Source organism: Candidatus Goldiibacteriota bacterium (genome assembly GCA_016937715.1).
Taxonomy (GTDB): Bacteria; Oederibacteriota; PGYV01; order PGYV01; family PGYV01; genus PGYV01.
The window spans coordinates 1-12,911 of sequence record JAFGWA010000079.1 but is presented as its reverse complement, the minus strand read 5'-3'; the positions used below and the strand labels follow the sequence as shown (position 1 = coordinate 12,911).

Annotated in this window: 9 protein-coding genes and 1 tRNA gene; all 10 read left to right on the top strand. The window is 42.6% G+C overall.

Annotated elements, in window-relative coordinates; genetic code table 11:
• Positions 1-435: 435 nt before the first annotated feature.
• The 10 genes from JXR81_08295 (at position 436) to JXR81_08250 (ending at position 12,561) form a co-directional block, all read left to right on the top strand.
• Positions 436-511: transfer RNA gene (locus tag JXR81_08295), tRNA-Ala, on the top strand.
• 75 nt (positions 512-586) lie between these two features.
• Entirely contained in the window at positions 587-1,558 is a 972-nt protein-coding gene (locus tag JXR81_08290) for a DUF368 domain-containing protein (protein ID MBN2754843.1), read from the top strand.
• A gap of 11 nt (positions 1,559-1,569) precedes the next feature.
• Entirely contained in the window at positions 1,570-2,415 is an 846-nt protein-coding gene (locus JXR81_08285; GenBank protein ID MBN2754842.1) for a glycine--tRNA ligase subunit alpha, read from the top strand.
• Positions 2,415-4,493 carry a glycine--tRNA ligase subunit beta gene (locus JXR81_08280; GenBank protein MBN2754841.1) on the top strand — a complete coding sequence of 693 codons (2,079 nt, stop codon included), beginning with the start codon at positions 2,415-2,417 and terminating at the stop codon, positions 4,491-4,493. The genes JXR81_08285 and JXR81_08280 overlap by 1 nt, the downstream gene beginning before the upstream one ends.
• Before the next feature lie 21 nt (positions 4,494-4,514).
• Positions 4,515-4,841, top strand: a complete 327-nt coding sequence (trxA, locus tag JXR81_08275; GenBank protein MBN2754840.1) for a thioredoxin — start codon at positions 4,515-4,517, stop codon at positions 4,839-4,841.
• Between the two features lie 4 nt (positions 4,842-4,845).
• Positions 4,846-6,108, top strand: coding sequence for a cation:proton antiporter (locus JXR81_08270; protein ID MBN2754839.1), 1,263 nt, complete (start codon positions 4,846-4,848; stop codon positions 6,106-6,108).
• Between the two features lie 87 nt (positions 6,109-6,195).
• Positions 6,196-8,925, top strand: a complete 2,730-nt coding sequence (locus JXR81_08265) for an HAD-IC family P-type ATPase (GenBank protein ID MBN2754838.1) — start codon at positions 6,196-6,198, stop codon at positions 8,923-8,925.
• 5 nt (positions 8,926-8,930) lie between these two features.
• Entirely contained in the window at positions 8,931-9,761 is an 831-nt protein-coding gene (locus JXR81_08260; protein MBN2754837.1) for a GGDEF domain-containing protein, read from the top strand.
• A 10-nt stretch (positions 9,762-9,771) separates the two neighbouring features.
• Positions 9,772-10,236: a hypothetical protein gene (locus tag JXR81_08255; GenBank protein MBN2754836.1), complete on the top strand. Its 465-nt coding sequence runs from the start codon at positions 9,772-9,774 to the stop codon at positions 10,234-10,236.
• A gap of 312 nt (positions 10,237-10,548) precedes the next feature.
• A complete protein-coding gene (locus JXR81_08250; protein MBN2754835.1) occupies positions 10,549-12,561 on the top strand; it encodes a DUF11 domain-containing protein in 2,013 nt (670 codons plus the stop codon).
• Positions 12,562-12,911: the final 350 nt, after the last annotated feature.

Genomic DNA, 12,911 nt, shown 5'->3' with positions numbered 1-12,911 from the left:
GCACATACATGTATGCCGTCCCCTAACACTTGCGCTCGTAAACTCGCGCAAGCTCGGGGATTTCCGCTTCGCAGGCTCGCTCCAACCGGCGTTGCATTAAAGCGCTTCTGGCGCATACACAGTATGTTAAGGCGGCGCATACTGAAAAAACACACCCAAGCCCTGTATGTGTTAATCTAATTTTCGAATTCTCGGTATTTGTCTTGTTATTGTCTTTGCTTCCGACCTTCCGACCTTCCGTCCCTCTGTCCCTCCGTCCCTCGGCTCTTCCTGTCCGCCAAGCCTCCAAGCATCTAAGCCTCTAAGCCTCCAAATTGCGCTTGACATTTATGCTATGAAAATATACTATACTTTAACTTATTTTTTTAAAGAAATGCCTGTAAAAATCGGTATTTGACAATGAAAAGGTTTGAATTTTTAAATCCCGGATCAGGTGGGGCAGTAGCTCAGCTGGGAGAGCATCAGGCTGGCAGTCTGAGGGTCGTCGGTTCGATCCCGATCTGCTCCACCATTAATATTTTGCTTTATTTGTTATAAAAGATGTTCAATTAAGAATACGAAGCTGTTCTGAAAAATCGGGGGATCTGTGAAGAAAAAAATAAAAATTAATGAAACGGAAAAAAAGAAAGGTAATAATACAGTTAATGAATTCATTGTTAACGCTTTAAAAGGCGTTTCAATCGGCGTTGCAAATGTAATTCCGGGAGTGTCCGGCGGTACGCTGGCTGTAATAGTGGGTGTATTTGAAAGGCTTATAAACGCGATAAAATCTTTTGATATAAAAGCCGTAAAACTGCTTTTGAAAGGCGATTTTAAAGGGTTTGCCGCCCGTGTGGATTTTATGTTTTTAGCCGCAATGGGCACGGGTATGGCTGTTGCCATAATTTCGGTTGCAAAACTTTTTAAATATCTGTTTGCGAATTACCCTGTTTATATATGGGCGTTTTTCTTTGGGCTTATTCTGGCTTCAATTTATTATGTGGGTAAAACAGTTTCTAAATGGAAAGTAACCATATGGATTATGTTTGTAGTGGGCGCCGCTGTTGCGGTTGTTATTTCGCTTATTTCTCCCGGTTCTGAAAACGCCAATTTCCTTTATGTTTTTCTATGCGGAGTGGTGGCAATATGCAGTATGGTACTGCCGGGAATTTCAGGCTCGTTTGTCCTTATACTTATGGGCAATTATGAACTTGTTGTAATTAAGGGTATAAGTGAAATGAATTTAGCGGTATTAATACCTTTTGCTTTAGGGTGTGTTGTGGGTATCGTTGCTTTTGCCCATATAATATCGTGGATTATGAAAAAGTTTAAAGACGGCACTATTGCAACCCTTACCGGTTTTATAGCGGGGTCGCTGCTTCTTATATGGCCCTGGAAAACAGCCATACCCAAACTTGATTCGCTTGGGCAGGTAATTATGCGTAAGGGCAGGGAAGTTGTGGCGGGCTATCAGTGGAATATGCCGGAGTTAAGCGCCGAAACAGCCATAGCATTTTTTATTATGGCGGCGGGCGCGGTAATAATAATTGTAATTGAAAAAATAGCTGTTGAAAAATAGGCGGTATTAAAATGTATTTTCAGGACCTGATATTTACTTTACAGAAATTCTGGACAGATAAGGGCTGTATTGTAGTGCAGCCTTATGACATGGAAAAAGGCGCGGCCACATTCAATCCCGCCACATTTTTCAGGTGCCTTGGCGACAAGCCATGGAACGCCGCTTTTATTGAACCGTGCAGAAGGCCCAAAGACGGACGGTACGGAGAAAACCCCAACCGTTTTCAGCACTATTACCAGTATCAGGTGATAATGAAACCGGCCCCGGAAAACATTCAGCGCATGTACCTTGATTCGCTGGAAGCCATAGGCATAAAAATAAAAGACCATGACATTAAGTTTAACGAAGATGACTGGGAATCACCCACTTTGGGCGCGTCGGGGCTTGGCTGGCAGGTGTGGCTTGACGGGATGGAAATTACCCAGTACACGTATTTTCAGCAGATGGCGGGGATTCAGTTAAACCCGATCACGGCTGAATTAACTTACGGGCTTGAAAGAATTGCAATGTATATTCAGGGTGTGGACAGCGCTTTTGACATAAAGTGGAATGAAAATGTGACTTACGGCGATGTCTTTCTTGAAAATGAAAAGCAGTACTCCGCTTATAATTTTGAACATGCTAACATAGATATGCTTCTTGATGTGCTGGAAAAATACTATAAAGAGGGCGAAGAACTGGTTAAAAAATCGCTGCCTATTCCGGCGTACGATTATGTGCTTAAAATCTCGCACGCGTTTAACCTTCTGGACGCCAGAAAAGCCATTTCTATTGCGGAGAGGCCCACGTACATAAAAAAAATAAGGGACCTTGCCAAGTTATGCGCGGAAGAATACATTAAGAAACGGGAGAAATAATGAATGTAATTCTGGAAATAGGGACAGAAGAGATACCGGCAGATTACCTTGCGCCTGCCATAAATAACATACGCGAAAACGCGGAAAAAATTCTTCTTGAAAAAAGAATTAAATACGCGTCAATAGAAACGTATTTTACCGTAAGAAGGTTTGTGCTGTTTATTAAAGACGCCGCAGGCGTGCAGGAAGACCTGTCTTTTGAAAAGAAAGGCCCCAAATATGATATCGCGTATAAAGACGGCGTTCTTACCGATGTGGGCAGAAACTTTTTTCAAAAAGCCGGCATAAGCGAAAAGGACGCGAAAATAACCGAAGAAAACGGCAAGAAATTTATATTCGTAAGCGTGTTTGAAAAAGGCAGGCCTTCAAAAGAGGTGCTTGCCGAGATATTTCCGCAGATAATAAACGCGGTAAAATTCCCTAAAACCATGACCTGGGACGCATCCGGAGTAACATTCGCGCGTCCGGTAAGGTGGATGCTGGCTCTTTTTGGAAGCGAAGTTATTAACTTTACCTGGGGCAATATAAAATCCGGCAACAAAACACGCCTTCATAAATTTGAACATTCAAATAAGGAAGAAGAAGTATCATCCGCGGACGCGTATTTTGACGTTATGAAGAAAGCCGGCATAATAATACGGCAGGATGAAAGGGAAAAAGAGATTGCCGACAAGGCGCGTGAAATATTAAAAGCAAAAGGAATGATAATACTTCCGGATAAGGTGCTCCTTGAAAAACTTGCCCAGTCCGTTGAAACCGTAAAAGTGGTGGCGGGAGAGTTTGATAAAAGATTTTTATTTCTGCCTAAAGAAGTGATTATAACAGCTATGAGGGAACACCAGCGTTATTTTGCGGTTACAAAAGATAACGGCGAGTTTACAAATTATTTTGTAAATGTGCGCGACGGCGGGGATGGAAATAATGATTTTGTAACGCAAAGGCACGCTAAGGTGCTTTTTGCGCGGTTAAAAGACGCGGAGTTCTTCTATCAGGAAGATTTAAAGAAGCCCATAGAAGACAACCTTCCAAAGTTAAAGGATGCAATATTCATAACGGGGCTTGGCACCATGTTTCAGAAGGTGGAGAGATTGACTTCCATAGCGGCTATGTCTGACACGCTTTTTGGATATGATAATCCGGAACTTTTAGCACAGGCGGCAAGGTTTTCAAAAGCTGACCTTGTAACCGATATGGTAAGCGAAAAAGAATACGTAAGCCTTCGCGGTTTTATGGGGGGCGTGTATTTTCATGAACAGGGCAAACCGGAAAAGATATGCAAGGCAGTGGCAGAACAGTATTACCCTAACTTTGTAGGCGATGTATTGCCGTCCACCAAAGAGGGGCTTTTGTTGAGCCTTGTGGACAAAATTGACAATATCTGCGGTTTCTTTATTGCCGGGTTTAAACCTACGGGCAGCAAAGACCCTTACGCGGTAAGGCGCCAGGCGCTGACCGCCATTTACATAATACTTGAAAAGACGCTTGATATAAACCTAAGCAGGGTGATTTCCGCGGTGATGGACGAATACAGGTCGAAACTTGGAAAAAGCTGCGATGAAAAAGAACTTCTGGATTTTTTCCGCCAGAGGGAGCTTAATTATTTTAAGGACAGAAATATTGATTACGATATTATAAACGCGCTTCCTAAAGAAGAAGGATTAAACCTGCTTGATGATTATGAAAAAGCACTTGTGCTTTCGGGGGCCAGAAAAAGGCCCAGGTTTAATGAGATAATTTTCACGTTAAGCAGGGTGAATAATATTATCCCCGAAGGGTTTAAACCCGGAGAAACAGATACAGCTTTATTTGATGCCGAAGAAGAAAAGAAACTTTACGCCAGATTTTATACTGTCAAAGAAAAGATGACAAGGATGCTTGACATAAAAGATTTTGGGGGCGCGTATGAAACCATTGCCTCTTTAAAACTGGAAATAGACGCGTACTTTGAAAAGGTGCTTGTTAATGATAAAAACAACGAAAAAGCCAGCATAAACAGGTTAAATATGCTGTCTGAAATAAGCTTATGGATGAAGCGTTTTGCGGATTTCAGGGAAATTGTGGTTGACAGAAAACAATAAAAGAATTCAAGGGGGCAACAAATGAGTACAGCAGCAAACGTAACAGACGCGACATTTTCCGCGGAAGTTTTAAAATCGGATATTCCTGTGATGGTTGATTTCTGGGCGGTGTGGTGCAACCCGTGCAAGATGATAGCGCCCGTTGTTGATAAGATGGCAGCCGAATTTGCGGGAAAGATAAAAGTGTTAAAAATGGATGTGGATTCCAATTCTCAGACGCCTTCCGAACTTGGGATACGCAGCATTCCCACCATACTGTTTTTTAAGAACGGGGAAATGGTAAATCAGATAGTGGGAGTGGTAGCGGAAGCCCAGCTGAAAAAAGTGATAACAACGGTTATAGGGTAATTAAATGGCCACTGTAACAGATGCGGCATCAGCCACAATAGCCGCGGTAAGCCACGCGGCATCATCCGGCGGCGACACCCATGCTATGGTGTCAAAGATAATCTTTCAGCTTTTAATCGCGTTTGTCGCGGCTAAATTTGTGGGTTTTATCTTTAAAAAAATGAAGCAGCCCGCTGTAATCGGAGAACTGCTTGCGGGTATTATACTTGGGCCCTATGTGCTTAATGTGCTGCAGTTAAATGACCCGTCTATGCATCTTACCTTTGAAGTTATAGCCGAAGTGGCTGTCATACTGCTTCTTTTTTCAATAGGGCTGGAAACAAAACTGTCTGACCTTACAAAAGTGGGGTTTAAGGCTTTTTGGGTTGCGGTAGGCGGTGTTGTTTTGCCTTTTATTCTTGGGTATATTTATATGAGGCTTACCGGCAGCAATAACATCAAGTCAATGTTTATGGGCGCCATAATGGTGGCTACCAGTGTGGGCATTACCGCCAGAATATTAAAGGACTTAAATTTTATGTCCGAAGAAGTTAGCCGAATTGTGCTTGGAGCGGCGGTAATTGACGATATACTTGGCCTTATAGTGCTTTCTGTGGTAAGCGGGCTTGCCGAAAAAGGCAGTATTTCGCTGCCAGCCGTAATTGCCACAATCCTTGTTATAATTATTTTTCTGCTGCTGTTTACGCTTGGCGGCGTTCACTTTAATAAAAAATTCGGCTATTCAATAGGGGCTTTTAAAGCCAGAAACGCGCCGCTTATTGCCGGTTCTGTTGTATGTTTTACTTATGCTGTTGTTGCCGTACAGATAGGGCTTGCGGCAATTGTAGGCGCTTTTATGGCAGGCGTTGTAATGGCTGAACGGGAATCGGAATATGAAATTAAACAGAAACTTGAAATTCTTGAAGATGTGCTGGTGGTTTTCTTTTTTGTAATTATGGGGGCGAAGGTAAATGTTATGGCTTTCACGGAACCTGTGATTATAATTACCGGGCTTGTTATAACGGTTATTGCTTTTGCAGGCAAACTTATAGGGTGCTGGCTGCCTGTTATGAATATGGGCTTTAAAAAGGCTTCTTTTATAGGGATGGCAATGGTGCCAAGGGGAGAAGTGGGTATAATAATTGCCGCGTTTGCCCTTGCTAAAGGAATAATTGACGAAAGGTTTTACGGTATTGCAATATTTATGGTGCTGCTGACCACGTTAATACCGCCTTTTATCCTTGAACCGATGATAAAGGGGCTGAAAAAAGACGGCAGGAAAATATAGCCCGGAAGTTTTTAAACCTGATTTGCTTGACCTGAAAGTATTGAACCTGTATATTGATTAAAATAATTATTATACAAGGAGCATATCATGAAAAAAAATATCCGGACCGAGACTGATTCTTCCGCGGTTAACTGGCACGCTTTAACCGGAAAACAGGCAATGGAAAAACTTGAATGTGCTGAATCCGGCCTTACATCAGAACAGGTAAAGCAGCGCATTGAAAAGTACGGGACCAACAACCTTCCTCTTAAAAAGCCTACGCCTCTTATTATTGTCTTTTTAAAACAGTTTTTAAGCCCGCTTATTTACGTGCTTTTAGCCGCGTCAGTGGTATCCGCCGCGGTCGGGGATTTGAAAGACGCTTCTTTTATTTTATTTGTTATTCTTATTAACGCCGTGATAGGCACTCAGCAGGAATATAAAGCGGAACAGAGTGCCGCGGCGCTGCAGGGAATGATAAAAGTAAAGGCGTTTGTAAAGCGGGACGGAGCCAAACAGGAAATTGACAGTGCTGAACTTGTTCCGGGAGATATTGTGTATCTTGAATCCGGAAGTAAGGTTCCTGCGGATATAAGGCTTTTAGAGGCAAATAATCTGGAAATTGACGAGGCGTTTTTAACGGGAGAGTCAATGGCCGCGGAAAAAAATACGCAGCCCCTTGATGAAAAAACAGATGTGAGCGACAGGACAAACTGCGCTTTTGCCGGCGCTTCGGTTACAAAGGGAAGGGGAACAGGTGTTGTTATTCTGACGGGCTTAAATACAGAGGTCGGGAAAATAGCAGAAACAGTTACCGGCGAAGCCGGGTCAAAACCGCCGCTTATTATAAGGATGGAAAAGTTCAGTACTCAGATAAGTATAATAGTTTTAATCAGCGCTGCCGCGGTTGCGGGAATTCTGCTGGCAGGCGGGAATCCGGCGCGCGATGTGTTCTTTCTTGCCGTGGCCCTTGCGGTTTCCGCGATACCGGAAGGCCTGCCCGTGGCTTTGACCGTGGCGCTTTCTGTCGCCACCCAAAGGATGTCAAAAAGAAATGTGATAGTAAGAAAACTGACGGCTGTGGAAAGCCTTGGCAGCTGTACGTACATAGCAAGCGATAAGACAGGAACACTTACCGTAAACCAGCAGACCGTAAAAGAACTTATATTTCCTTCAGGGAATTCTGTCAATGTATCAGGCGAGGGCTATAACGACACGGGTTCTTTGACCGATGCGGACAATAAAGAATTTATTCTTAAAGAGGGGTCTCCGGAAAGCATGCTTGTTATCTCCGGAATGCTGTGCAATGAGGCTTCACTTGTAAAAAAAGGCGGTAAATGGATTAACTATGGCGATGCCATGGATATTGCTTTCATATCGCTTGGGCTAAAGGCGGGTTATCTGCATGAAGAGTTGAAAACCAAGTATCCTTCCGTCGGAGAAATACCCTATGAATCGGAAAAGAAATACGCGGCTGTTTTTTATAAAGATGCGGGAAATCTGAAAACAGCCGTAAAGGGCGCTGTTGAAACTGTTGTTGATTTTTGTTCTTATGTTTATGACAGCGGCGGGAATAAAGCGCCTATAGATAAAAAGAATATTGAAGAAAAAGCGCTTATGCTTGCTTCAAAAGGTTACAGGGTTCTGGCAGTTGCCGGCGGGGGCACATCGGGCGCAAATGAAGCGGCTTTGTCAGAACTTATATTATACGGCCTTGTTGGTTTTATAGATCCTTTAAGGCCGGAAGCAAAAGCCGCTGTAAATAAATGCCGCGATGCCGGTATAGAAGTGGCAATGGTAACGGGAGACCATCCTGTAACCGCGTTTGCGATTGCAAAAGAACTTGGAATTTGTAAAGAAGAAAAAGAAGTTGTAACCGGAGCGCGGCTTGAAGCGCTTGGGGATCCGGAAGGCGAACCTTTTATGAAGGCTGTGCTTTCATCACATGTCTTTGCCCGCGTGGCGCCCATGCAGAAACTGCAGATTGTAGGCGCCCTTATTAAATCGGGGCATTATGTTGCTGTGACCGGTGACGGCGTGAATGACGCGCCGGCTTTGAAAAAAGCCAATATTGGCGTGGCAATGGGGTCCGGGACAGATGTGGCAAAAGATACAGGCGCTATGATAGTTACCGACGATAATTTTGCGTCCATAGTCGCCGGCGTTGAAGAAGGGCGTTTTGCTTTTGATAATGTACGCAAAGTAATTTACCTTCTTATCTCAACAGGCGCGGCAGAGATAATGCTGTTTATACTGGCGCTTATATTTACCGCGAATTTTTTCAAAGAAGGCATTCAGCCGCCGCTTCTGGCGATACAGCTTCTGTGGCTTAACCTTGTGACAAACGGAATACAGGGAGCCGCGCTTGCATTTGAAGGCGGTGAAGAAGGGGCAATGAAGAAAAAGCCAAGAAATCCAAAAGAGGGGATATTTAACCCTTTGATGATGCAGCAGACCATATTGTCGGGTGTTGTTATGGCTGTGCTTGCTTTTGGTGTCTGGTATTATTTTTTGTCCGCGGGTTTTGATGTGGATTCAGCAAGAAACATGACACTGCTTTTAATGGTGCTTCTGGAAAACGCTCATGTCTTTAACTGCAGGTCGGAATCTGTGTCTGTTTTTAAGGTAAAGTTAAGCAAAAACTACCTGCTTGTAGCCGGTGTTATAGCCGCGCAGGGGCTGCATATCATAAGCATGCAAATTCCGTTTATGCAGGATTTGTTAAAGATAAAACCTATTGATTTTAAAGGCTGGATTATGGTGGCGGCATTGTCCCTTGCGATGATAGTGACCATGGAAATATTCAAGCTGTTTAATAAACACGGCAAGAAAGGTTAAAATGTATGATTGGTAATTTGTCACTGAAAAACAGCGTTGTTTTAACCGCGGGTTTGGTTCTGGTTTTTTTTATCGGCTATATGGATCATATAACAGAATCAAGCGTGGATGTTTCCGTGCTGTATATGATTCCGGTTGCCATGACGGTCTGGTTTTCTGACAGAAAATATGCGTTTACCGTTTCTTTTGTGGCTGTTGCTGTATGGGAATTTGAAGAGGTTTTTTTTAAGCTGGATTCAGAGTTCACGGCGATGGTATGGGCTAATATAGTTTTAAGGCTTGCATATTTTCTTCTGGCTGTAATTGTACTTTCGAAACTTAAGGGGGAATATGACAAGGAGAAAAAACTGGCGGATACTGACCCGCTTACAGGCGCGCTTAACAGGCGGTCGTTTTCTGTTTTGATTCAGAAAGCGCTGGCGGAGAATAAAAAGAAGAAAATGCCGTATTCAATAATATATTTTGATATTGATAATTTCAAAATGCTTAACGATTCAAGAGGGCACGCTTTTGGCGATCTGGTTCTTAAAAATACCGCTGATATTATCACGAAAAGGTTAAGTGAAAAAGGTTTTTTATCCAGGCTTGGAGGGGATGAATTCGCGGTTTTTGTTATGGGCAGCGGCCCCGCGGAAGCTTTGAAAATTATAAAGGAAATAAAAGGCGATCTTGCCGCGGAAGAACACGCGCTTAAAGGGGTTACGTACAGTTTTGGAGTCCTGACGGTTAAGAAAAAAGTTATAGTAAATGTGGAAGAACTTATTCACCTTGCGGATAAATTGATGTATACTGTTAAAAAGACGGGTAAAAACTCATTTAAGTTAAAAAAAATATAGGAGGCCGGACATGTCGGTAATACTTAAAACAAAAGAAGAAGCGCAGGCTTATTTTGACGGATTGGTGGAAAAAAAAGAGCACGAAAGTATTGTGCTTTATCACAATCAGCGTAAAGCTGTTCTTGAAATCCTTTCGCAGTCCGCGAAAAAAGCGGGGGAAAAGTTTATTGAAAAAGACCTTACGACAATAGAGGCCGAAAAAGTGGGAACCTCTGTTTTTGAAAACAAAGTTCCAAATTGGCTTACAGGTTTTTTTGAAGCATCCAAAGAAAAAGGGTGTGTTCTGTATATGAGAGAATTTCATTTTGCGTCAGACAAGGTAAAAAATGATGTGCTTAACATGATAATTAACAGAAGTGTGGAAGGAAGCGCTTTTCCGGAAAATACCACGGTTGTGCTTGGGGTTCTGGATGTTGATGATATTTCAGGTTCTATGAACATAAAGAATTCCGCTGTTTTTCTTAAACAGATGTAATTTAGCGTAACGGCGGAAATATTTTTCTGTTTTCACGGTAAAGCGTAATCAGATTATTGCCTGAAATGCGGATGTGAAGAGTTGTTTTTTCTTTCTGTTTATTTTCCGGGGGCTATTGACGGATTTAAATAAATGGGAGCGCCATCTTTTTATTATTTGACCGCGTCAAAACATATTGATGATTCTGTATTTTTATTTTAAATTTATGTAATCGTTTTTATTGCAGAACTATAATAAGTTGACAAAAAACTAACATAACTGTAAAATGTATATAGGGCGGCAAGTATTTGCTGATGTTTTTATAGGAGACCTATGAATATTAAAAGGTTTTTTCTTACAGCATCCATATTTTTTCTATCTGCCTTTTCTGTTCAGGCGGCGTGTAATCCCACTGCCGCGACTTTGTGCGTTGCTGTTGATGACATAGCGGATGTGTGGATAAACGGGCAATATATTGACGCTTTTACTTATGTGAACTGGGATGAAACCGCTTCTCCGAAATGTGTTACTTTTGATCCCGATATACTTGATGAAACGCAGAATATTGTCGCTATAAAAGTTAAGAATTTAAGGTGCTGCGAAGTATGGGGCAGCTGGTCGATTGAAGCGACGTGTCTGGACGGGACCCACAGCTGTATAAACAGCGATGCTACCGGCGCTTCGCAGATGAGGCTTAATTTTATTGAAAGTTGTACTGAAGAACCTGCGTATGACTCGTTGGGAAATACATGGTGGGCAAGGGAGTATCAGGACGCGGGTGTGGCTCCATGGCAGGATCCTGAAGTGGTAACAGGGACAATATACGGAAAAATCATCTATGACCCGTGCACAGGGCAGCGGCTTCAGCCGTTGTCATACGACGCAAGCAGCGGAGCGGAAACAGACGATTGCAAACATTTATACATGCGGCAGGAATTTATAATGACGCCTGTACCGACACTGCCTCCGGCTGCTTTTACGATTTCAAAGTCTGTAACGCCGACGGGAGGAATTACAACAAACGAAGTCACGTATACGCTTGAAATATGTAACTCGGGAAATTATACAACAAGCACAGTGGAAGTTTTTGACGATTTTGACCCCGGTTTTGGTTTTACGGGGCCATATGGCGGCGGCTGTGACGCTTACGGCGACGGAAGCCCGTGTTTTACCGGGGACGGCAGTTCTTTTTCCATCCGCTGGCTGAGGGGTTTTCCGGGACAGACCTGCGTGACTTTAACGGCAAGGGTAAAGGATTATTATTTTGACAGGTCGCAGGAATCCTGTGATTACAGGGATAATGTGGCGGGTGTAAAATGGCCGATAGATAACCCTGCAGACTGGGCTAAGTCCAATACTGTCACCGTTCAGATGGAATGTATCCCCACAAATACGCCGTCTGCAACTTTTACAAGGACAAACACATTTACGCATACATACACGCGGACATTTACAAATACTTTCACGATGACACATACAAGAACAAATGTGTACACGCCCACTTTTACCCTGACGCATACAAATTCTTTTACCGCGACAAACACTTTTACAAGGACAATAACGCCCACCTTTACCAATTCAAACACGTATACATCAACAAATACGGCAACTTTTACAGCCACAAATACATTCACCGCAAGCAACACATATACGCCCGGCGGCCCCACGGACACGCCTTCCAATACCCATACTAATACGCATACATTTACAAGGACTTATACATTCACGCATACTTTTACAAATACCAGGACGTTTACTAATACTCATACCGCGACCGCAACTCATACCTATACATATACTTTTACCAATACGCACACTGCTACAGATACCGCGACGCATACCGCGACAAGTACTGAAACGTTTACAGCGACAGACACTGCAACCGCAACGCATACTCCGTATGACAGGGTATCTTTGCACAAGTCTGTAAGCCAGACAGAGGCGCTTATAGGCGATACGCTGCAATACTGCATAACGTTTACCAATGTGGGGGCTGTGGTCACAGATCTTGTTATTTGGGACACCATACCATATGAAGTGGATTTTTTATTCTGTCAGGGTAGTGTGTGTACAACATCATCTGTTACAGACGGAAATGGGCTTCCCAGAACAGTTGTGCAGTGGGAAATAAACGGGCTGGAAGTGGGTGTTTCCGGTTCTGTGTGTTTTCTTGTAAGGGTGGCAAGGTTTCCGGTAATAACTTATGGGGAAAATAATGATATATACGCTTACTTTGAGAGTAAAAAACATGAAATATTTTATGATAAACCGGTTCCTATAAGACTTCAATCAGCTGTAAGCGGTTCGGGGTTAATTAATTCAAGGGCAGGTCCGCCCGGAGGGTAAAAAACCCTTATTTTCATTAATTTTATGTGACTTTGATATGTTCATTTGCGTAAATTAATTTAGAGATAAATATAAATTGACAAAATAACTGTTATAGAGTAAAATTTGATTGAAAGATAAAGAAGCATTAAATTGCGGGGTTATTAGAAATTAACTTTCCTTTTTGATTACGTCGACAAACAAAAGGGAAATAGGATATGAAAGGGTTTTTTATAGTATCAAAAAAATGTAGATTTTTAGGTAGAATTTTAAAATCTGACATTTTAGGAGTTATTTATGGGAAAAACATTCAAAAACAATGCGGATATCACTCTGCGTGACAGGTCTGTCCAAAAATCAAACCGTTTTAT

What these genes read in the sequence shown, in the direction of transcription:
- JXR81_08250 (MBN2754835.1), top strand. Translation starts at nt 10,549, where the DNA reads ATGAATATTAAAAGGTTTTTTCTTACAGCATCCATATTTTTTCTATCT.
- trxA (MBN2754840.1), top strand. Translation starts at nt 4,515, where the DNA reads ATGAGTACAGCAGCAAACGTAACAGACGCGACATTTTCCGCGGAAGTT.
- JXR81_08270 (MBN2754839.1), top strand. Translation starts at nt 4,846, where the DNA reads ATGGCCACTGTAACAGATGCGGCATCAGCCACAATAGCCGCGGTAAGC.
- JXR81_08260 (MBN2754837.1), top strand. Translation starts at nt 8,931, where the DNA reads ATGATTGGTAATTTGTCACTGAAAAACAGCGTTGTTTTAACCGCGGGT.
- JXR81_08285 (MBN2754842.1), top strand. Translation starts at nt 1,570, where the DNA reads ATGTATTTTCAGGACCTGATATTTACTTTACAGAAATTCTGGACAGAT.
- JXR81_08255 (MBN2754836.1), top strand. Translation starts at nt 9,772, where the DNA reads ATGTCGGTAATACTTAAAACAAAAGAAGAAGCGCAGGCTTATTTTGAC.
- JXR81_08280 (MBN2754841.1), top strand. Translation starts at nt 2,415, where the DNA reads ATGAATGTAATTCTGGAAATAGGGACAGAAGAGATACCGGCAGATTAC.
- JXR81_08265 (MBN2754838.1), top strand. Translation starts at nt 6,196, where the DNA reads ATGAAAAAAAATATCCGGACCGAGACTGATTCTTCCGCGGTTAACTGG.